22 protein-coding genes and 1 pseudogene are annotated in these 18,981 nt (G+C 37.6%); 14 read left to right on the plus strand and 9 right to left on the minus strand.

The features are described 5' to 3' along the window. From fabD to yceD, 5 genes and pseudogenes are all read right to left on the minus strand, one after another. Positions 1-939 (minus strand): ACP S-malonyltransferase, encoded by a 939-nt coding sequence (fabD, locus tag ACPT9C_RS08715; RefSeq protein WP_050948547.1) that lies wholly within the window; start codon positions 937-939, stop codon positions 1-3. A 240-nt stretch (positions 940-1,179) separates the two neighbouring features. Then, the gene (locus tag ACPT9C_RS08720) at positions 1,180-2,130 is read right to left on the minus strand and encodes a beta-ketoacyl-ACP synthase III (protein WP_050948548.1); all 951 of its coding nucleotides are present in this window, start codon (positions 2,128-2,130) and stop codon (positions 1,180-1,182) included. A 41-nt stretch (positions 2,131-2,171) separates the two neighbouring features. Continuing rightward, positions 2,172-2,294 (minus strand): annotated as a pseudogene (locus tag ACPT9C_RS08725) (phosphate acyltransferase PlsX); the annotation flags it as partial. 22 nt (positions 2,295-2,316) lie between these two features. Continuing rightward, positions 2,317-2,487, minus strand: coding sequence for a 50S ribosomal protein L32 (rpmF, locus tag ACPT9C_RS08730; RefSeq protein ID WP_005544470.1), 171 nt, complete (start codon positions 2,485-2,487; stop codon positions 2,317-2,319). 22 nt (positions 2,488-2,509) lie between these two features. After that, positions 2,510-3,034: a 23S rRNA accumulation protein YceD gene (yceD, locus tag ACPT9C_RS08735; protein ID WP_005660861.1), complete on the minus strand. Its 525-nt coding sequence runs from the start codon at positions 3,032-3,034 to the stop codon at positions 2,510-2,512. 157 nt (positions 3,035-3,191) lie between these two features. Between yceD and asd the strand changes: the two genes are divergently transcribed. After that, positions 3,192-4,061, plus strand: a complete 870-nt coding sequence (gene asd, locus ACPT9C_RS08740) for an archaetidylserine decarboxylase (protein WP_162628674.1) — start codon at positions 3,192-3,194, stop codon at positions 4,059-4,061. Between the two features lie 108 nt (positions 4,062-4,169). Here the strand turns inward: asd and gorA are convergent, their stop codons facing one another. Continuing rightward, on the minus strand, positions 4,170-5,540 hold the full coding sequence (gorA, locus tag ACPT9C_RS08745; RefSeq protein WP_110426642.1) for a glutathione-disulfide reductase: 1,371 nt from the start codon (positions 5,538-5,540) through the stop codon (positions 4,170-4,172). Between the two features lie 215 nt (positions 5,541-5,755). Further along, positions 5,756-6,355, minus strand: coding sequence for a YajG family lipoprotein (locus ACPT9C_RS08750; RefSeq protein WP_042610961.1), 600 nt, complete (start codon positions 6,353-6,355; stop codon positions 5,756-5,758). Positions 6,356-6,448: 93 nt separating this feature from the next. Between ACPT9C_RS08750 and ACPT9C_RS08755 the strand changes: the two genes are divergently transcribed. The 12 genes from ACPT9C_RS08755 to mnmA all read left to right on the plus strand — a co-directional run bounded on the left by ACPT9C_RS08755 (position 6,449) and on the right by mnmA (position 16,257). Further along, the gene (locus ACPT9C_RS08755) at positions 6,449-6,760 is read left to right on the plus strand and encodes a BolA family protein (RefSeq protein ID WP_005668108.1); all 312 of its coding nucleotides are present in this window, start codon (positions 6,449-6,451) and stop codon (positions 6,758-6,760) included. A gap of 290 nt (positions 6,761-7,050) precedes the next feature. Further along, positions 7,051-8,394, plus strand: a complete 1,344-nt coding sequence (locus ACPT9C_RS08760) for a Na(+)-translocating NADH-quinone reductase subunit A (RefSeq protein WP_118879846.1) — start codon at positions 7,051-7,053, stop codon at positions 8,392-8,394. Between the two features lies 1 nt (position 8,395). Next, on the plus strand, positions 8,396-9,631 hold the full coding sequence (locus ACPT9C_RS08765; RefSeq protein ID WP_050948552.1) for an NADH:ubiquinone reductase (Na(+)-transporting) subunit B: 1,236 nt from the start codon (positions 8,396-8,398) through the stop codon (positions 9,629-9,631). After that, complete coding sequence (locus ACPT9C_RS08770) at positions 9,624-10,358, plus strand: Na(+)-translocating NADH-quinone reductase subunit C (RefSeq protein ID WP_021034936.1); 735 nt, start codon at positions 9,624-9,626, stop codon at positions 10,356-10,358. Before ACPT9C_RS08765 ends, ACPT9C_RS08770 begins: the two co-directional genes overlap by 8 nt. Beyond that, positions 10,358-10,984 carry an NADH:ubiquinone reductase (Na(+)-transporting) subunit D gene (nqrD, locus tag ACPT9C_RS08775; RefSeq protein WP_005648665.1) on the plus strand — a complete coding sequence of 209 codons (627 nt, stop codon included), beginning with the start codon at positions 10,358-10,360 and terminating at the stop codon, positions 10,982-10,984. Before ACPT9C_RS08770 ends, nqrD begins: the two co-directional genes overlap by 1 nt. 3 nt (positions 10,985-10,987) lie before the next feature. After that, positions 10,988-11,584 (plus strand): NADH:ubiquinone reductase (Na(+)-transporting) subunit E, encoded by a 597-nt coding sequence (nqrE, locus tag ACPT9C_RS08780; RefSeq protein ID WP_005631374.1) that lies wholly within the window; start codon positions 10,988-10,990, stop codon positions 11,582-11,584. Between the two features lie 12 nt (positions 11,585-11,596). Then, entirely contained in the window at positions 11,597-12,832 is a 1,236-nt protein-coding gene (gene nqrF / locus ACPT9C_RS08785; protein ID WP_050948553.1) for an NADH:ubiquinone reductase (Na(+)-transporting) subunit F, read from the plus strand. A 143-nt stretch (positions 12,833-12,975) separates the two neighbouring features. Beyond that, complete coding sequence (locus ACPT9C_RS08790; RefSeq protein ID WP_050948554.1) at positions 12,976-14,016, plus strand: FAD:protein FMN transferase; 1,041 nt, start codon at positions 12,976-12,978, stop codon at positions 14,014-14,016. Positions 14,017-14,018: 2 nt separating this feature from the next. After that, positions 14,019-14,279, plus strand: coding sequence for a (Na+)-NQR maturation NqrM (nqrM, locus tag ACPT9C_RS08795; protein ID WP_050948555.1), 261 nt, complete (start codon positions 14,019-14,021; stop codon positions 14,277-14,279). Between the two features lie 64 nt (positions 14,280-14,343). Then, entirely contained in the window at positions 14,344-14,760 is a 417-nt protein-coding gene (locus ACPT9C_RS08800) for a nucleotidyltransferase substrate binding protein (protein WP_050948556.1), read from the plus strand. Beyond that, entirely contained in the window at positions 14,742-15,047 is a 306-nt protein-coding gene (locus ACPT9C_RS08805; protein WP_050846784.1) for a nucleotidyltransferase domain-containing protein, read from the plus strand. The genes ACPT9C_RS08800 and ACPT9C_RS08805 overlap by 19 nt, the downstream gene beginning before the upstream one ends. 58 nt (positions 15,048-15,105) lie before the next feature. Continuing rightward, positions 15,106-16,257: a tRNA 2-thiouridine(34) synthase MnmA gene (gene mnmA, locus ACPT9C_RS08810; RefSeq protein WP_050948557.1), complete on the plus strand. Its 1,152-nt coding sequence runs from the start codon at positions 15,106-15,108 to the stop codon at positions 16,255-16,257. 43 nt (positions 16,258-16,300) lie between these two features. Here mnmA and pgeF read toward each other — a convergent pair whose 3' ends face one another. Then, the gene (gene pgeF, locus ACPT9C_RS08815; protein ID WP_050948558.1) at positions 16,301-17,035 is read right to left on the minus strand and encodes a peptidoglycan editing factor PgeF; all 735 of its coding nucleotides are present in this window, start codon (positions 17,033-17,035) and stop codon (positions 16,301-16,303) included. A gap of 1 nt (position 17,036) precedes the next feature. Continuing rightward, entirely contained in the window at positions 17,037-18,011 is a 975-nt protein-coding gene (rluD, locus tag ACPT9C_RS08820; RefSeq protein ID WP_050948559.1) for a 23S rRNA pseudouridine(1911/1915/1917) synthase RluD, read from the minus strand. 107 nt (positions 18,012-18,118) lie between these two features. Here rluD and ACPT9C_RS08825 point away from each other — a divergent pair, with 107 nt between their 5' ends. Then, positions 18,119-18,907: an outer membrane protein assembly factor BamD gene (locus ACPT9C_RS08825; RefSeq protein WP_050948560.1), complete on the plus strand. Its 789-nt coding sequence runs from the start codon at positions 18,119-18,121 to the stop codon at positions 18,905-18,907. Positions 18,908-18,981: the final 74 nt, after the last annotated feature.

Here is an 18,981-nt window from a genome sequence, read left to right on the forward strand (position 1 = left end):
TTACGCTAAAAATTCTTCTACGGCATTGAATGATGCAACATCATTTACAGATATCGCTTGTAAATCACTCACAATGCGTTTGGTTAAACCATTTAATACTTTACTCGGTCCCACTTCAACAAGCACTTGAACGCCATCTTGTGCCATTTTTTCAACTGTTTCAGTCCAACGAACTGGGCTATATAACTGACGAATAAGTGCGGTACGAATTTCTGTACCTGCAGTTTCTGCTTTCACATCAACGTTATTTAATACCGATGTTGTTGGTGTATTAATTTGAATATTCTCAAGTGTTATCGCTAATTGCTCCGCTGCTGGTTTCATCAAGGCACAGTGAGAAGGCACACTCACAGCTAATGGCAATGCACGTTTTGCCCCAGCTTCTTTACATAATGCAGCTGCACGTTCTACCGCCGCTTTCGCACCCGCAATAACGACTTGACCTGGAGAGTTGAAATTCACTGCTGATACAACTTCGCTTTCCTCTGCTTGTTTACAAGCATTAATAATCGCTTCATTATCCAAACCAATGATCGCATACATTGCACCAGTGCCTTCAGGCACAGCTTGTTGCATTAATTTTCCGCGCAATTCCACTAATTTAATCGCATCTTGGAAATCCAACACACCAGCACAAACTAGTGCGGAATATTCCCCCAAGCTATGCCCAGCCATCACTTCTGGTTTTAATTGAGGAAACTTCTCTTGCCATACGCGATAAATAGCGACTGAAGCTGCCAAAAGTGCGGGCTGAGTTTGCCAAGTTTTATTGAGTTCTTCAGCTGGGCCTTGTTGAACAAGATGCCATAAATCATAACCAAGCGCATCAGATGCTTGTTTAAATGTTTCAGTAATGATTGGATATTCGGTGGCAAGATCAGCAAGCATACCGACAGTTTGGGAGCCTTGGCCTGGGAATACCATTGCGAATTTTTTCATTATGTTTTGTCCTATTGTTTTTTAATTGAGAATTCTTCTTCGGTAATTAAAATCGGGTTTAGCCGATGGCGACTTACTTTTTCTTTGCCTCGCCAAAGAAAAAGTAAGCAAAAAGAAGGGAACCCAATTTGTTCTTTCTCCGATTTAAAGTGCGGTTAAAACTCAAAATATTTTTTGTTCTTAAAATGAATTCAAAACTAACCGCACTTTTTAAACCGCTTACATATTCTAACAAACTAATTAGAAACGCACTAATGCTGAACCCCAAGTCCAACCACCGCCAAAGGCTTCTAATAATAATAACTGCCCACGTTGAATACGGCCATCTCGAACAGCCTCATCTAAGGCAACAGGCACAGTAGCTGCACTGTTGTTAGCATATTTATCTAACGTAACCACCACTTGTGACATATCCATTTCTAACTTTTTAGCCGTTGCCGTGATAATACGTAAATTTGCTTGGTGTGGCACAAGCCAGTCTAAATCTTTTTTATCTAAATTATTGGCTAAAAGTGTTTCTTCCACCACATTTGAAAGTTCACGAACTGCCAATTTGAACGTTTCGTTACCTTGCATCTCGATATAGCCAGATTTTTCTATACCACGTTCTGGCTGAGCTAAAACAAGGGCATTATTTTTATCTGCTGAAGCGTGTAAATGGGTGGAGATAATTCCTTCTTGTTCACTCGCTTCTAAAATTACAGCACCCGCACCATCACCAAATAGCACAACAGTGCTGCGATCTGTTTCATCTAATTTACGAGAATTGAGATCTGAGCCTATCACTAAGGCTTTTTTCACTTTGCCTGCACGAATAAATTGATCAGCTACGCTCAAAGCATAGACAAAGCCTGTGCAAGCTGCGGCTAAATCAAAAGAAATCGCATCATCAATATTTAATAAACCTTGCACTTGGCAAGCCGCACTTGGATAAGCATGTGAGTGACTTGTAGTTGCAACAATAATCAGTTCAATATCTTGAGGATTAATTTGAGCAGCTTCGATCGCATTTTTTGCCGCTTCAAATCCCATTGTTGCAACAGTTTCATCTGCCGCTGCGATACGACGTTCACGGATACCAGAACGAGTGACAATCCATTCATCTGATGTATCAACCATTTTTTCTAAATCCGCATTTGTGCGAATATGACTCGGCAGATAGCTACCGGTGGATAAAATTCTACTATTCATACTCAATAAGATAAGCGATTAAAAAGGAAAAAAATCTATGGACTATCGCCAAGTAAGAGATAAGACGACACCGGATTATTTTCCGATGTTAATGGAATGCAGATAGTAATACGGGGACCAACGTCCCCGCCCATCACATCTAACGCCAAGGTTAGACGGTTCAAGTGAACACCTATAAGTAAAAAATTACTTATTGATCACTTTACGACCACGATAGTAACCGTCTGCAGTTACGTGGTGGCGTAAGTGAGTTTCACCGCTTGCTTTATCTACTGATACAGCAGCAGTTGTTAAAGCATCGTGTGAACGACGCATATCACGACGTGAACGAGATTTTTTGTTTTGTTGAACAGCCATTGGCTATACTCCTAAATTTAATTTACTTTTGCTTTAAATTAGCTAATACAGCGAACGGGTTCGGTTTTTTTGCCAATTCTTCAGGCAATTCGCCAAAAACCTGTTCCTGCGCGGACACTTCACAGTGTTCAGATGAATGCATTGGTACAAGCGGCAAAGCTAAAATTAGCTCATCTTCCACCGTGCCAATTAAATCTATTTCGCCAAACTCATTGAACTCGATTGGCTCATAAATTTCGGGCAAGTCATCAGCCTGATCCCAATTAGCCACTGGACTATAAGTAAACTCACATTCCAATGTTTGTTTGTAAGGTTCGTTACAACGCTGACATTCAAGCTCGATATCAATCTGTACTTTACCTTTCATCACCACTAATTTTTGTGGATCAACATAAAACGATAATGTTACCTGTGCATCGCTGAGCACGTTTACCACTGATTCCGCCAAACGCTCAAGCTGATTTGCCGAATAATAACCAACATAATCAAGCCGTCTTTGAGCATCTTTTACCGGATCAACGGTTAGGGGTAGTTTTACCTTTTGCATAGGGCGTGAATATTACCCGTTGTTGCGAAGATAGTCAAAGGGAAATCACATTTTTATTGGATAATAACGAGAGAAAAATTTCTAATTATCAAAAAAGTTGGCACTTTGATAAAAATTGCTATAATCACGCCTCTTTTTTTAACAAGGAAAGATAATGATGACTTCAAATTCTTATTGGCAACGCTTAAAAGTGGCATTTCAATATGTCATGCCGCAAATTTATTTAACTCAAATTGCTGGCTGGTTTGCTAAACAAAAATGGGGCAAAACAACACATTTTGTAATTAAAGCTTTTGCGAAAAAATACAACATTGATATGAGCATTGCGCAAAAAGAACAATTTTCTGATTACGCAAGCTTTAATGAATTTTTTACTCGCCCGTTAAAAGAAAACGCACGTCCAATTAATCAAAATCCAACCGCACTTTGTTTACCAGCAGACGGTCGCATTAGTGAGTGCGGTCATATTGACGATAATCTTTTATTGCAAGCTAAGGGGCATTTTTTCAGCCTAGAAGACTTATTGGCAGAAGATAAAGAATTAGTGGAAACCTTTAAAAATGGGGAATTTGCCACTACTTATCTTTCTCCTCGTGATTATCACCGAGTACATATGCCGTGCGATGGCACGCTGCGTAAGATGATTTATGTGCCAGGCGATTTATTCTCTGTGAATCCATTTTTAGCCCAACATGTACCAAATTTATTTGCGCGTAATGAACGTGTGATTTGTGTATTTGATACTGAATTTGGCACAATGGTACAAATTTTAGTGGGTGCAACCATCACTGCAAGTATTGGCACAACTTGGGCAGGCGTAATTAATCCACCACGCCACAACGAAGTGAAAACTTGGACTTATGAAGGCGAAAGTGCGGTCAAATTATTGAAAGGTCAAGAAATGGGTTGGTTCCAACTTGGTTCAACAGTAATTAATTTATTCCAAGCAAATCAAGTGCGTTTGGCTGAGCATTTAAGCGTAAATGAACCTGTTCGCATGGGCGAAATCTTGGCATATAAAAAATAAACAGGATTTATTTCCATAAATGACAGAAACAAATCCTGAAAATAGATATTTCTCACTTCTTTAAAGGCAGTATAACCTTACTGCCTTTTTCTTCTTTCATTTGAACAATTAACGCATTGTTACAAATTCTTCTGAACCTGTTGGATGAATTGCCACCGTATTGTCAAAATCAGCTTTTGTTGCGCCCATTTTGATTGCTACTGCAAATCCTTGAATCATTTCATCTACACCAAAACCAATACCATGTAAACCCACAACTTTTTCATCTTTACCCACACAAACTAATTTCATTTTGCACGGTTGGCGATGTTGAGTTACCGCAGTGTACATCGCTGTGAAAGAAGATTTATATACCTTAACATTTTCTGCGCCGTACTGCTCAATCGCTTGCGGTTCAGTTAAACCTACAGTGCCGATAGGCGGATGGCTAAATACAACGGTTGGAACTAAACTGTAATCTAAATATTCAGTCGGTTTATTATTAAATAAACGCTCAGAAAGGCGACGACCTGCTGCAACTGCAACTGGTGTTAATTCAATGCCGTTTTCAATAATATCGCCTACCGCATAAATGCCTTTCACATTAGTATTTTGATATTTATCTACTTTGACATAGCCGTGTTCATTTGTTTCTACACCTGCATTTTCTAAGCCAATTTTATCTGTCGCTGGAACACGACCTGCCGCCCAAATAGCGCAATCTACGGTAACATCAGATTGACCATCACATTTTACAGTAAGTGAACCATCTGCATTTTTTACAATTTCAGATGGGGTAGAATTGGTATGTAATTGAATTCCATCTTGTGCAAGCACTTCCACTAATGTTTCTACGATTAATGGATCCTGATTACGCATTGGCGCATGGCGACGCACTAATAAATGTGTTTCCACGCCTAAGCTGTTTAATACGCCAGAAAGTTCAACAGCAATATAGCCTGCACCAATAACAGCAGCACGTTTTGGTAATTCGGTTAATGCAAAGAAACCATCTGAATCAATGCCGTATTCTTGTCCTTTAATATTTGGACGATATGGGCGACCACCAGTTGCGATTAAAATATGATCTGCGGTTACTTGCTCTTTTGTACCATCAGCAAGTGTTACTTCAATAGTATGGGCATCGACAAATTTTCCGAAACCATTAATTACATCAATATTATTTTTCGCTAATACATTATTATAAGATGTATGGATACGACTAATATAGGCTTGGCGACTTTCAATCAGTTTTGAAAAATCAAATTTTTTCACTTCAACATCAAAACCATAATCTGGCGCATAATTGTTGATTGCTTCTGCAATGTGTGCGCCATAAAACATTACTTTTTTAGGTACGCAACCTACATTTACACAAGTGCCGCCAAGATGTTTTGCTTCAATGATTGCACATTTTTTTCCATAGCTTGCTGCTCGATTTAGAGACGCAATACCGCCACTGCCACCGCCAATAGCGATGTAATCATAATGTTTAGTCATAGTTTGATCCTTTTTTAAACTCAAAGTTTTTTGTATTCTGCCTAATTTTTATAAAGAATGCTATAAATTGATGTAATTGGTTTTATGAATATTTTTTATTCTTTTGAACAGATGATTAGTTTGAAATGATTTTATGTGAAGCCTAGTATGTAGAATAAAATAGCGTGATAGAAAAAGAGGAAGATTGTTCAATCTTCCTCACTGTAGATATGTGATTAATTAGAATATTGGTTAATCGCAGCCGCAACTTCTTGATCTTGATAAATATTGTTTACAATATCATTAAAAGTTTGAGATAGCACTTTATGAATTTCATCATTGTCCGCATTAAATACGCCCTCTTGTGAACGCGTGACATTAAATGATTTATTATACGAACCTTTCGCACCTTGTACATAAACTGTCGCTTGAATTTTAGTATTAAGTTTATAACGAAGATTACCTTGTTCTACTTGCGTACCAAATTCATGCACATCTACAGTTACCCACGCATTTGAACCATTTAATTGCCCAATTCTAAAGCCTTTACTAATTAAATTTTGCTGCATCACTTGCTGAAATAATTGTGTAACACTTGGGGATGCATTTAATTTAATCAGTTCCCCGTGTTTCGTATAACTCGCAATCTCTTGTATTGTGCGGCTATCTTTTGTTGTAACAGATACAACGGCAGCTCGATTAACATTCATTGAAGCACTTGGCGCAAGCGGTGTAAATGCTAATATATTTGATTGTGCTTGGCAGCCTGCAAGAAATAATGTAGCCGCTAGAATACCTACTGATGATAATGTTTTAATTTTGTTTACTAATGTCATAGTTTCCCCATAAATCAATTAGAATTGTGCTATTCTTACAAACTTCCTTATTAATGTATAGCGTTTCATTGTAGTTTTTGTGGAGAACTTATAATGTCAATTCAACAAATTATTGAGCAAAAAATTCAAAAAGAATTTCAACCGCACTTTTTAGCAATAGAAAATGAAAGCCATTTACATCACTCTAATCGAGGTTCTGAATCACATTTTAAATGCGTTATTGTCAGCGCAGACTTTAAAAATATTCGAAAAGTACAACGTCATCAGCGTATTTATCAATTATTGAACGAAGAATTAAATCATAGTATTCACGCATTAGCATTACATTTATTCACTCCAGAAGAATGGAAAGCACAAAATGAAACTGTACCGCACTCAACAAAATGTGCAGGTATTGGTCGTTAATTTTGTTATAAAAATGTAACATTTTTGATATATCGCAAAAAGTTCTAACAAAAAACCCTCTGTTTAAGTAGCGAAAAACAGAGATTTTCGCTAGAATAAGGCGTTTAATTTAGTCCAAATTCGATTTCTCGGTAAAATTATTAACTGTGAAATCAATCCATTTGAGTTTTTTATTTTGTGACATTAATGTTTTTTTAGCGGTTTGTCACACTCAAACGTGAGATTGCTTCTAGGGTATTTTTACTATATTAGCAATTGTATTTTTAACCTTGAAAAGTAGTGCAAATAGTATGATTACAATTAAGAAAGGTTTGGATCTCCCAATCGCGGGAAAACCAGCACAAGTAATCCATAGCGGCAACGCTGTGAATCAAGTTGCGATTCTAGGTGAGGAGTATGTGGGGATGCGTCCTTCAATGAAGGTACGCGAAGGCGATGTTGTGAAAAAAGGTCAAGTACTTTTTGAAGACAAAAAAAATCCTGGTGTAATTTTTACAGCCCCTGCAAGCGGTACCATCACTGCAATCAATCGTGGCGAAAAACGGGTATTACAATCTGTTGTTATTAATGTAGAAGGTGATGAAAAAATCACTTTTGCAAAATATAGCACAGAACAATTGAATACACTTTCTTCTGAACAAGTAAAACAAAACTTGATAGAATCTGGCTTATGGACGGCATTACGTACTCGTCCATTTAGTAAAGTTCCATCCATTGAAAGTGAAGCATCTTCTATTTTTGTAAACGCGATGGATACCAATCCATTAGCAGCCGATCCCTCTGTCGTATTAAAAGAATATTCGCAAGACTTCACTAACGGTTTAACCGTATTAAGTCGTCTATTCCCTTCAAAACCATTACACTTATGTAAAGCGGGCGATTCTAATATTCCAACTGCTGATCTTGAAAATTTACAGATTCATGATTTTACTGGTGTTCATCCAGCTGGTCTTGTAGGGACGCATATTCACTTTATTGATCCTGTCGGTATTCAAAAAACTGTATGGCATATCAATTATCAAGATGTGATCGCTGTAGGTAAATTATTTACAACAGGCGAACTTTATTCAGAACGAGTAATTTCTCTTGCAGGTCCTCAAGTGAAAGAACCTCGTTTAGTACGTACAATAATCGGTGCTAATCTTTCTCAATTAACCCAAAATGAATTAAGTGCGGGTAAAAATCGTGTAATTTCTGGCTCAGTTCTTTGTGGTCAAATAGCAAAAAATTCACATGATTATTTAGGTCGCTATGCTTTGCAAGTATCAGTAATCGCTGAAGGTAATGAAAAAGAATTTTTTGGTTGGATTATGCCACAAGCCAATAAATATTCTGTGACTCGTACCGTATTAGGCCACTTCAGTAAAAAATTGTTTAATTTTACTACTTCAGAAAATGGTGGCGAACGTGCAATGGTGCCAATCGGTAGCTATGAGCGCGTAATGCCGTTGGATATTTTACCGACATTGTTATTACGTGATTTAATCGTGGGCGATACTGATGGTGCGCAAGCATTAGGTTGTCTGGAATTAGACGAAGAAGACTTGGCGTTATGCTCTTTCGTTTGCCCAGGCAAATATGAATACGGTTCAATCTTGCGTCAAGTATTAGATAAGATTGAGAAGGAAGGTTAAAATGGGTTTGAAAAATCTTTTTGAAAAAATGGAACCCGCGTTTTTACCCGGTGGTAAATACAGCAAGCTTTATCCGATCTTTGAATCGATTTATACCTTGCTTTATACACCAGGTACGGTAACGCACAAAAACACTCACGTTCGTGATGCGTTAGATTCAAAACGTATGATGATTACGGTTTTCCTTGCTTTGTTCCCTGCTATTTTCTACGGGATGTACAATGTGGGTAACCAAGCGATCCCCGCTTTAAATCAATTAGGCAATTTAGATCAACTAATTGCTAACGATTGGCACTATGCTCTTGCTAATTCATTAGGTTTAGATTTAACTGCCAATGCAACTTGGGGCTCTAAAATGGCACTTGGAGCAATTTTCTTTTTACCAATTTACTTAGTGGTATTTACCGTTTGTACTATTTGGGAATTATTATTCTCTGTGGTTCGTGGTCACGAAGTAAATGAAGGTATGTTTGTATCAACCATTTTATTTGCATTGATCGTTCCACCAACATTGCCACTATGGCAAGCCGCATTAGGTATTACTTTTGGTATCGTTGTTGCAAAAGAAATTTTTGGTGGTGTTGGTCGTAACTTTATGAACCCTGCACTTGCGGGTCGAGCTTTCTTATTCTTCGCATATCCAGCTCAAATTTCAGGCGATACGGTTTGGACTGCCGCAGATGGTTTTTCTGGTGCAACCGCACTTTCACAGTGGTCACAAGGTGGTCAAGGTGCATTGCAACATACCGTAACAGGTGCTCCAATTACTTGGATGGATGCTTTTGTTGGCAACTTACCTGGTTCAATGGGGGAAGTTTCTACCCTTGCAATTTTAATTGGCGGTGCTGTTATTGTATTCACTCGCATTGCAGCTTGGCGCATTATTGCTGGTGTGATGATTGGTATGATTGCAACCTCAACCTTGTTTAACCTAATTGGCTCAGAGACTAACCCTATGTTCTCAATGCCTTGGCATTGGCACTTTGTTTTAGGTGGATTTGCATTGGGTATGATATTTATGGCGACCGATCCTGTTTCAGCATCTTTTACTAATACTGGTAAATGGTGGTACGGTGCATTAATTGGTGTAATGGCTGTATTAATTCGTACTATAAACCCAGCCTATCCAGAAGGAATGATGTTAGCGATTTTATTTGCAAATTTATTTGCACCGATTTTCGACTACATCGTTGTTCAAGCAAATATCAAACGTCGGAGAGCGAGAACAAATGGCTAAGTTTAATAAAGACAGCGTAGGCGGCACAATCCTTGTTGTGCTACTACTGAGTTTAGTTTGTTCCATTATTGTTGCTGGTTCCGCAGTAATGTTAAAACCTGCACAAGAAGAACAAAAATTGCTCGATAAACAAAAAAATATTTTAAATGTAGCTGGTCTTTTACAAGCAAATACGAATGTAAAAGAAACTTATGCAAAATTTATTGAGCCGCGTTTCGTTAATTTAGCAACAGGCGAATACACACAACAAGCAGATGATAGCCAACAAGCAATTCCTGCTGATGCTGATAAAGCACGTATTCGTTCTCGTAGCAAAACAACTGAAGTTTATCTTGTAAAAGATGAACAGGGTCAAACCCAACAAGTTATTTTACCAATTTATGGAACTGGCTTGTGGTCAGTGATGTATGGCTTAGTATCTGTTCAACCAGATGGTAATACTATTAATGGAATTACTTACTATCAACACGGCGAAACACCAGGATTGGGCGGAGAAATTGAAAATCCAAACTGGGCAAGTCTATTTAAAGGTAAAAAATTATTTGATGAGCAACATCAACCTGCCATTCATATTGTGAAAGGTCAAGCTCCACAAGATGAACATAGTATTGATGGTTTATCTGGTGCAACTTTAACAGGTAATGGTGTTCAAGGTACCTTTAATTATTGGTTCAGCAAAGATGGCTTTGGTCCATATCTTGAAAAACTTCATTCAGGAGCAAACTAATGTCTGGAAAAACAAGTTATAAAGATCTGTTGTTAGCGCCAATTGCTAAAAACAACCCTATTGCATTGCAAATCTTAGGGATTTGTTCTGCATTAGCTGTAACAACAAAATTAGAAACTGCTTTTGTTATGGCAATTGCAGTTACCTTAGTAACTGGATTATCAAATTTATTTGTTTCCCTAATCCGCAATTATATACCTAACAGCATTCGTATTATTGTACAGCTCGCAATCATCGCTTCGCTTGTTATCGTAGTGGATCAAATTCTAAAAGCCTATGCTTATGGTTTATCTAAACAGCTTTCGGTATTCGTTGGTTTGATTATTACTAACTGTATCGTAATGGGACGTGCCGAAGCATTTGCGATGAAATCCCCTCCCGTTGAAAGTTTTGTAGATGGTATCGGTAATGGCTTAGGTTATGGTTCGATGTTAATTATCGTAGCATTTTTCCGTGAACTTATCGGTTCAGGTAAATTATTTGGTATGACTATTTTTGAAACTATTCAAAATGGTGGTTGGTATCAAGCAAATGGTTTATTCCTACTTGCACCAAGTGCATTCTTTATCATCGGATTTGTTATCTGGGGATTAAGAACTTGGAAACCAGAGCAACAGGAGAAGTAATCAATGGAACATTATATTAGCCTATTTGTTAAGGCAGTCTTCATTGAAAATATGGCACTTTCTTTCTTCTTGGGGATGTGTACTTTCTTAGCAGTATCTAAAAAGGTATCAACTGCGTTTGGTCTTGGAATTGCGGTAACTTTCGTTCTTGGTATTGCAGTGCCAGTAAACCAATTAATTTACGCAAATGTACTAAAAGAAAATGCTTTAATTGAAGGTGTAGATTTATCATTCTTAAACTTTATCACTTTCATTGGGGTTATTGCAGGTTTAGTACAAATACTCGAAATGGTATTAGATAAATTTATGCCGTCACTTTATAACGCATTAGGGATTTTCTTACCTTTAATCGCAGTAAACTGTGCAATCTTTGGTGGCGTATCTTTCATGGTTCAACGTGATTACAATTTCCCTGAATCTATCGTGTACGGTTTCGGCTCAGGTTTAGGTTGGATGTTAGCGATTGTGGCTCTTGCTGGCTTAACGGAAAAAATGAAATACGCTGATATTCCTGCCGGATTAAAAGGTTTAGGTATTACCTTTATCTCTGTTGGTTTAATGGCACTAGGCTTTATGTCTTTCTCTGGTATTCAATTATAAGGAGTGTAATCAATGAGCGATTCAGTAATTCTTGCACTCGGTATTGCCGCATTTACAGTTATTGTATTAGTGTTAGTGGCGATCATCTTATTTGCGAAATCAAAATTAGTCGATTCTGGCGATATCACTATCGGTATCAATGACGATCCTGAAAAAGCGATCACATTACCTGCAGGTGGTAAATTATTAGGTGCTTTAGCAAGTAAAGGTATTTTCGTATCTTCTGCTTGTGGCGGTGGTGGCTCTTGTGGTCAATGTATTGTTAAAGTGAAAAATGGTGGTGGAGAAATTCTTCCCACAGAACTTTCTCACATTAACAAACGTGAAGCAAAAGAGGGCTATCGCTTAGCTTGCCAAGTTAATGTAAAAGGCAATATAGAAGTTGAACTTCCTGAGGAAATCTTCGGCGTTAAAAAATGGGAATGCACCGTTATTTCTAATGATAACAAAGCAACCTTTATTAAAGAGCTTAAATTGGCTATTCCTGAAGGCGAGGAAGTACCTTTCCGCGCAGGTGGCTATATCCAAATCGAAGCTGATCCACATGTGGTAAACTATAAAGATTTCGATATTCCTAAAGAATACCATGAAGACTGGGATAAATATGATTTATGGCGTTATGTCTCTAAAGTGGACGAGCATATTATTCGTGCTTACTCAATGGCTTCATACCCTGAAGAGAAAGGTATCATTATGCTTAACGTGCGTATTGCGACTCCACCACCACGCCAACCTGATGCGCCTCCGGGTCAAATGTCTTCTTACATTTGGTCATTAAAAGCAGGAGATAAAGTCACAATTTCTGGCCCATTTGGGGAATTCTTTGCGAAAGAAACCGATGCAGAAATGGTATTTATCGGTGGTGGTGCGGGTATGGCACCAATGCGTTCGCATATCTTCGACCAATTAAAACGTTTACATTCTAAACGTAAAATGTCGTTCTGGTATGGTGCACGTTCTAAACGTGAAATATTCTATCAAGAAGACTTTGATCAATTACAAGCTGAAAATGATAATTTCGTATGGCATGTTGCATTATCAGATGCATTGCCTGAAGATAATTGGACTGGCTATACAGGCTTTATTCACAATGTACTTTATGAAAACTACTTGAAAAATCATGAAGCACCAGAAGACTGTGAATACTATATGTGTGGGCCTCCAGTGATGAATGCAGCTGTAATTAAAATGTTGAAAGATCTTGGTGTTGAAGATGAAAACATTTTATTAGATGACTTTGGTGGCTGATTTCAGTTAATCAATTCATCATAAAAACTGACCGCACTTTATGATAAAGTGCGGTCAAAATTTAAGATGTTTTTAGAAATTTTCTATGATTACAGGTAAGTTTTGTTGAGTTTGCCAGTAATTCACAAATTTAGGAAATCCAGATGAAAAAATTAATAAGCGGTATTATGGCTGTAGCAATGGCGTTAAGTCTTGCAGCCTGTCAAAAAGAAACAAAAGTTATCTCTTTAAGCGGTAAAACAATGGGGACAACTTATCATGTTAAATACCTTGATGATGGTTCAATAAAAGCAACATCTGAAAAGACGCATGAAGAAATTGAAGCTATCTTAAAAGATGTGAACGCGAAAATGTCCACTTACAAAAAAGATTCGGAATTGAGCCGTTTCAATCAAAATACCCAAGTGAATACACCGATTGAGATTTCAGCAGATTTTGCCAAAGTATTGGCCGAAGCGATTCGTTTAAATAAAGTGACTGAAGGTGCATTGGATGTAACTGTTGGTCCTGTCGTTAATTTATGGGGATTTGGCCCTGAAAAACGCCCAGAAAAACAACCTACACCAGAACAATTAGCTGAACGTCAAGCTTGGGTTGGCATTGATAAAATTACCCTAGATATTAACAAAGAAAAAGCTACATTAAGCAAAGCACTTCCTCAAGTTTATGTTGATTTATCATCGATTGCTAAAGGCTTTGGCGTTGATCAGGTCGCTGAAAAGTTAGAACAATTAAATGCTCAGAATTACATGGTTGAAATCGGTGGTGAAATTCGTGCAAAAGGAAAAAATATCGAAGGAAAACCTTGGCAGATCGCAATTGAAAAACCAATTACAACAGGCGAAAGAGCGGTTGAAGCTGTTATTGGATTAGACAATATGGGGATGGCAAGTTCAGGTGATTATCGTATTTACTTTGAAGAAAATGGTAAACGCTTTGCGCACGAAATTGATCCAAAAACAGGTTATCCAATTCAACATCATTTAGCCTCAATTACGGTGCTTGCACCAACTTCAATGACTGCAGATGGCTTATCTACAGGGTTATTTGTGCTGGGGGAAAACAAGGCGTTAGAAGTGGCTGAGAAAAATAATCTTGCCATTTACTTAATCATTAAAACAGATAATGGTTTTGTCACAAAATCATCCTCTGCTTTCAAAAAATTAACAAAAACAAAAGAATAGTTATGCAAACTTTATTTTTTACTTTAATCGCTTTCGTCGCAATTATATTGTTGATGTCTATCGGATTTATTATCAAAAAACAAAGTTTAAAAGGCAGCTGCGGTGGTTTATCTACCCTTGGTATTGCCAAAGCTTGCGATTGTGATAAACCTTGCGACACGCTTCAATTAAAATTAGATGCAGGCGATGAACAAGCGAAAGCTGAATATGAGCAAAAATTTGTGAAAAAAGATGATGATTCGCAATTTTATGAAGTGAAATAACTTGCTCAAAACTGACCGCTCTTTTGATGATAGGGCGTTATTAACGCCCTCTTGAGGATGAACTATGCGATCAAATAATCGTTGGCTACAACGTTTCCAAAATTATCAACGATCCCTTTTTCATTTAAAAAATGAAGTAACTCAATATGGAAATACCAATATTGATGTGATTAAAAAAGGAATTATTCAAAGTTTTGAAATCACTCACGAATTGTCGTGGAAATTGATGCAAGATATTCTTCGAGAAGAAGGAGAATCTGAGCTTTATGGATCAAAATCAGCAACTCGTTTAGCTTTTAACCGTGGACTAATTAATCAGGGAGAAATTTGGTTAGAAATGATCAAAAGCCGTAATCTAACAGTCCATACTTATGATCAGCAAATGATTAATGAAGAATTTGATAAAATTATTCATCTATATTTACCTGCATTTACTAGTTTTGAGCAAAAAGTGAGTATGATATGCAGCAATTTGGATTAAGTGATAAACAGCAGATAATTATAAAAAATATTTTAGCTCACTACCCAGAGGTTGAGCTTGCGATTATTTATGGCTCTCGTGCTCAAAACACTTTTAGAGAGGGCTCTGATATTGATTTAACACTGAAAGGTAAACATTTAACCCAAGATATTTTAGGAAAAATTTGGCTTGAACTTGATGATTCCGATTCACCCTATTTATTTGATTTATCAATTTATCAGCATTTGACTCATTCTCAACTGGCTGAAAATATAGAACGAACTGGCAAGGTTTTTTATCAACGATAATCAACTATCTTAACAACTAACCAATGTGCTTCGCCTTAACCGAAGTTACGGGAGAACTATGTTAATTTCAAATACTTATAATCAACACTTTCCTCAATTGACGCAAGAGCAGATTGCGAGCAATGCTACCAAAAAAGTGATTTGTGGTATGTCTGGCGGAGTGGATTCTTCTGTGTCAGCTTTTATTCTTCAACAGCAAGGCTATCAGGTGGAAGGCCTATTTATGAAAAACTGGGAAGAAGATGACGATACGGATTACTGTACTGCTGCAGCTGATCTTGCAGATGCTCAAGCAGTATGTGATAAATTGGGTATCAAACTACATAAAATTAATTTTGCTGCAGAATATTGGGATAATGTCTTTGAGCATTTTCTAACTGAATATAAAGCAGGGCGCACGCCGAACCCAGATATTTTGTGTAATAAAGAAATTAAATTTAAAGCATTTTTAGAATATGCAGCTGAAGATCTTGGTGCCCATTACATTGCAACAGGGCATTATGTACGTAGAGCTGGTGATGATGAAAATGCAAAATTATTACGTGGTTTAGATGCTAATAAAGATCAAAGTTATTTTCTTTATACCTTAAGCCATAAACAAGTAGGGCAAAGTTTATTCCCTGTTGGTGAAATTGAGAAGCCCATTGTTCGCTCTATTGCTGAAGATCTTGGTTTAATTACAGCGAAGAAAAAGGACTCTACCGGTATTTGTTTTATTGGTGAGCGTAAATTTAAGGATTTCTTAGCTCGTTACTTGCCAGCTCAACCGGGTAATATTCGCACTGTAGATGACGAAATTATTGGTCGTCATGATGGTTTGATGTATCACACGTTGGGACAGCGTAAAGGATTAGGCATCGGTGGTTTAAAAAATGCAGGAGATGAAGCTTGGTATGTAGTAGATAAGGATGTAGAAAATAATGAACTTATTGTTGCTCAAGGCCATGATCATCCTCGTTTATTTTCTAAAGGTTTGATTGCTAGCCAATTACATTGGGTTGATCGCGAACCAATTCGAGAGTTATTACGTTGCACGGTAAAAACGCGTTATCGCCAACAAGATATTCCTTGTGTGATTGAACCAATTGATGATGAAACCATTCGAGTGATTTTCGATGAACCCCAATCAGCAGTAACCCCAGGGCAATCTGCCGTATTTTACCTTGACGAAGTTTGTTTGGGTGGCGGTATTATCGCAGAAAGAATATAAAACAAAGATTACTAAAAGCGCATTTTATGCGCTTTTAGACTATTTATTCAAACCAAATGACACTTGCCATTCGGCCTGTTTGATTGTCCCTGCGATAAGAAAAGAACTTTTCTTTTTCGTTGAATGTACAGTGATTTCCACCATAAATTTGCGTAATGCCGAGATTATTTAATCGCTGAGTTGCGATTTGATAAAGATTACCTAGGTATTTACCTTCTTCGATTGCATCAGGTTGAAAGACAAGTTTGGCTTTTTCATCTACCGCAACAAATTGTTTTACAACATCAATTCCAACTTGAAATGCTGTTGGGCCAATTGCTGGGCCAAACCACACGATAATATCTTCAGATTTAGCTTGAAAATATTTCACTGTTTCTTCTAGTACGCCATCGCATAAACCACGCCAGCCAGCATGCACTGCAGCTACTTCATTGCCAGATGTTGTAGTGAATAGAACTGGCAAACAGTCTGCAGTCATAACAACGCAAACTTGATTGGGAACATTTGTATAAACTGCATCCGCTTCAAGATTTTCTCCTGAATAAGGTAATTGAAGTACTCTAGTGCTGTGTGTTTGCGTTAAAAATACAGGTTTTTGTGGCAAGCCAAATTTTTCGACTAATAAAGTGCGGTTGGTTTTTACCGCACTTTTGTTATCACCCACATGATCGCCTAAGTTGAAACTAAAATAAGGCTCTAGGCTCACGCCCCCTTCACGAGTGGTGGTAAAGGCATGAATATTCTTTGGAACGTTCCAATTGGGGTTAATCGCTTGCATATTAATAATCTAACTCATCTTGATGTTCTAGATAGTCGGCTTTGAGTGCATTAAGCAATTCAACGAAATCATCAGGCAATGGTGCATACCATTCCATCATCTCCCCCGTAATTGGATGGGATAAACGTAACATAACTGCATGTAAAGCTTGGCGTTTGAAATTACGCAATACTTCCATAAAGTCTTCACTTGCATTCTTGGGTGGACGAGGGCGTCCGCCATAGGTTTGATCGCCTAGTAATGGATGGGCAATATGTGCCATATGAACACGGATTTGATGTGTACGACCCGTTTCCAAACGTAAACGTAAACGGGTGTAGTTACGGTAATTCTCCATAATACGATAATGGGTCACAGCTGGTTTTCCCATTGGATGAACCGCCATTAAAGTGCGTTTGGTTGCATGACGAGCCATAGGTTGATCTACAGTGCCGCCTTTAGTCATAATGCCTGAAGCGACCGCTTCATATTCACGCGTAATTTTGCGTTTTTGTAAGTCGCGTACTAACTTAGTTTGTGCTGGAATAGTTTTCGCAACAACCATTAGGCCTGTCGTATCTTTATCTAATCGATGCACAATTCCTGCTCTAGGTACTTCTGCAATTGGCGGATAATGATAGAGTAACGCATTGAGTACGGTTCCATTTGGATTGCCAGCACCAGGGTGTACCACAAGATCTTTTGGCTTGTTAATCACAATAATATCATCATCTTCATACACGATATTCAATGGAATATTTTCTGCTTCAAAACGTGTTTCATCTTCCACTTCAACAATAATCTCTATTCTCTCTCCTCCGAGCACTTTCTCTCGTGGAATATTGGCAATGCGATCATTTAATTTTACGAGATCGGCTTCAATCCACGTTTTTAATCGGGAGCGAGAATATTCAGGGAACAACTCTGCAAGTGTTTGGTCTAAACGCTGTCCCATTTGTTCTGGCTGCACTTCAGCCGAAAGGGTAATTTGTGGCATAAATAGCTCTCAAAAATTTTAAAAGTTGGCTTATTGATTAATGTTCTATACAATAGCCAACAATTGTATCTTATTTATTGGTTTTCGTAAAAATTAAGGAAAAAACAATGCGTAAAATAAAATCTTTGGCGTTGCTTGCCGTGGCAGCATTGGTTATTGGATGTTCAAGTGGTTCAAAAGATGTTGAACAAGCATCGGTAAATGAATTATACACAAAAGGTACAACATCATTACAAGAAGGTAGCTACTCTGAAGCCATTCGCTATTTAAAAGCGACGACTGAACGTTTCCCTGGTAGTATTTATCAAGAACAAGCAATGTTAGATTTAATTTATGCAAATTATAAAACACAAGATTATACGCAAGTATTATTGACGGTAGATAGCTTTTTACATCAATTTCCACAAAGCCCAAATCAAGCCTATGCGGTATATATGGCTGGCTTAACTAATGCAGCAACAGGCGATAATGTTATCCAAGATTTTTTTGGAATTGACCGTGCAACACGTGAAACAACCTCTATGCGTACCGCTTTTTCTAATTTCCAAAACTTAGTTCGTGCATTCCCTAATAGCCCTTACTCACAAGATGCTTTAGCTCGTATGGCTTATATTAAAGATGCACTGGCTCGTCACGAATTAGAGATTGCCAAATTCTATGCAAAACGTAAAGCGTGGGTAGCAGTTGCAAATCGTGTGGTAGGAATGTTAAAACAATATCCTGATACTAAAGCAACTTATGAAGGATTATTTCTGATGCAGGAAGCTTATGAAAAAATGGGTTTGACCGCATTAGCAAATGATACTCAAAAAATTATTGATGCGAATAAAGATAAAACTTTTGCACCAATTGAAAAACCAAACGAACCAGACTTAAAAGTGCCAGCAGTTAAATAACAATAACTGCAGAAAAATCAAATACTCTCTGCACCCTAAAAGTTGAATAAAATTTAAACTAATTAAGGTGCAGA

This window comes from Haemophilus sp. HN_Hi16, assembly GCF_049823435.1.
Taxonomy (GTDB): domain Bacteria; phylum Pseudomonadota; class Gammaproteobacteria; order Enterobacterales; family Pasteurellaceae; genus Haemophilus; species Haemophilus influenzae_D.

What these genes read in the sequence shown, in the direction of transcription:
- fabD (WP_050948547.1), bottom strand. Translation starts at nt 939, where the DNA reads ATGAAAAAATTCGCAATGGTATTCCCAGGCCAAGGCTCCCAAACTGTC.
- ACPT9C_RS08720 (WP_050948548.1), bottom strand. Translation starts at nt 2,130, where the DNA reads ATGAATAGTAGAATTTTATCCACCGGTAGCTATCTGCCGAGTCATATT.
- rpmF (WP_005544470.1), bottom strand. Translation starts at nt 2,487, where the DNA reads ATGGCTGTTCAACAAAACAAAAAATCTCGTTCACGTCGTGATATGCGT.
- yceD (WP_005660861.1), bottom strand. Translation starts at nt 3,034, where the DNA reads ATGCAAAAGGTAAAACTACCCCTAACCGTTGATCCGGTAAAAGATGCT.
- asd (WP_162628674.1), top strand. Translation starts at nt 3,192, where the DNA reads ATGACTTCAAATTCTTATTGGCAACGCTTAAAAGTGGCATTTCAATAT.
- gorA (WP_110426642.1), bottom strand. Translation starts at nt 5,540, where the DNA reads ATGACTAAACATTATGATTACATCGCTATTGGCGGTGGCAGTGGCGGT.
- ACPT9C_RS08750 (WP_042610961.1), bottom strand. Translation starts at nt 6,355, where the DNA reads ATGACATTAGTAAACAAAATTAAAACATTATCATCAGTAGGTATTCTA.
- ACPT9C_RS08755 (WP_005668108.1), top strand. Translation starts at nt 6,449, where the DNA reads ATGTCAATTCAACAAATTATTGAGCAAAAAATTCAAAAAGAATTTCAA.
- ACPT9C_RS08760 (WP_118879846.1), top strand. Translation starts at nt 7,051, where the DNA reads ATGATTACAATTAAGAAAGGTTTGGATCTCCCAATCGCGGGAAAACCA.
- ACPT9C_RS08765 (WP_050948552.1), top strand. Translation starts at nt 8,396, where the DNA reads ATGGGTTTGAAAAATCTTTTTGAAAAAATGGAACCCGCGTTTTTACCC.
- ACPT9C_RS08770 (WP_021034936.1), top strand. Translation starts at nt 9,624, where the DNA reads ATGGCTAAGTTTAATAAAGACAGCGTAGGCGGCACAATCCTTGTTGTG.
- nqrD (WP_005648665.1), top strand. Translation starts at nt 10,358, where the DNA reads ATGTCTGGAAAAACAAGTTATAAAGATCTGTTGTTAGCGCCAATTGCT.
- nqrE (WP_005631374.1), top strand. Translation starts at nt 10,988, where the DNA reads ATGGAACATTATATTAGCCTATTTGTTAAGGCAGTCTTCATTGAAAAT.
- nqrF (WP_050948553.1), top strand. Translation starts at nt 11,597, where the DNA reads ATGAGCGATTCAGTAATTCTTGCACTCGGTATTGCCGCATTTACAGTT.
- ACPT9C_RS08790 (WP_050948554.1), top strand. Translation starts at nt 12,976, where the DNA reads ATGAAAAAATTAATAAGCGGTATTATGGCTGTAGCAATGGCGTTAAGT.
- nqrM (WP_050948555.1), top strand. Translation starts at nt 14,019, where the DNA reads ATGCAAACTTTATTTTTTACTTTAATCGCTTTCGTCGCAATTATATTG.
- ACPT9C_RS08800 (WP_050948556.1), top strand. Translation starts at nt 14,344, where the DNA reads ATGCGATCAAATAATCGTTGGCTACAACGTTTCCAAAATTATCAACGA.
- ACPT9C_RS08805 (WP_050846784.1), top strand. Translation starts at nt 14,742, where the DNA reads ATGCAGCAATTTGGATTAAGTGATAAACAGCAGATAATTATAAAAAAT.
- mnmA (WP_050948557.1), top strand. Translation starts at nt 15,106, where the DNA reads ATGTTAATTTCAAATACTTATAATCAACACTTTCCTCAATTGACGCAA.
- pgeF (WP_050948558.1), bottom strand. Translation starts at nt 17,035, where the DNA reads ATGCAAGCGATTAACCCCAATTGGAACGTTCCAAAGAATATTCATGCC.
- rluD (WP_050948559.1), bottom strand. Translation starts at nt 18,011, where the DNA reads ATGCCACAAATTACCCTTTCGGCTGAAGTGCAGCCAGAACAAATGGGA.
- ACPT9C_RS08825 (WP_050948560.1), top strand. Translation starts at nt 18,119, where the DNA reads ATGCGTAAAATAAAATCTTTGGCGTTGCTTGCCGTGGCAGCATTGGTT.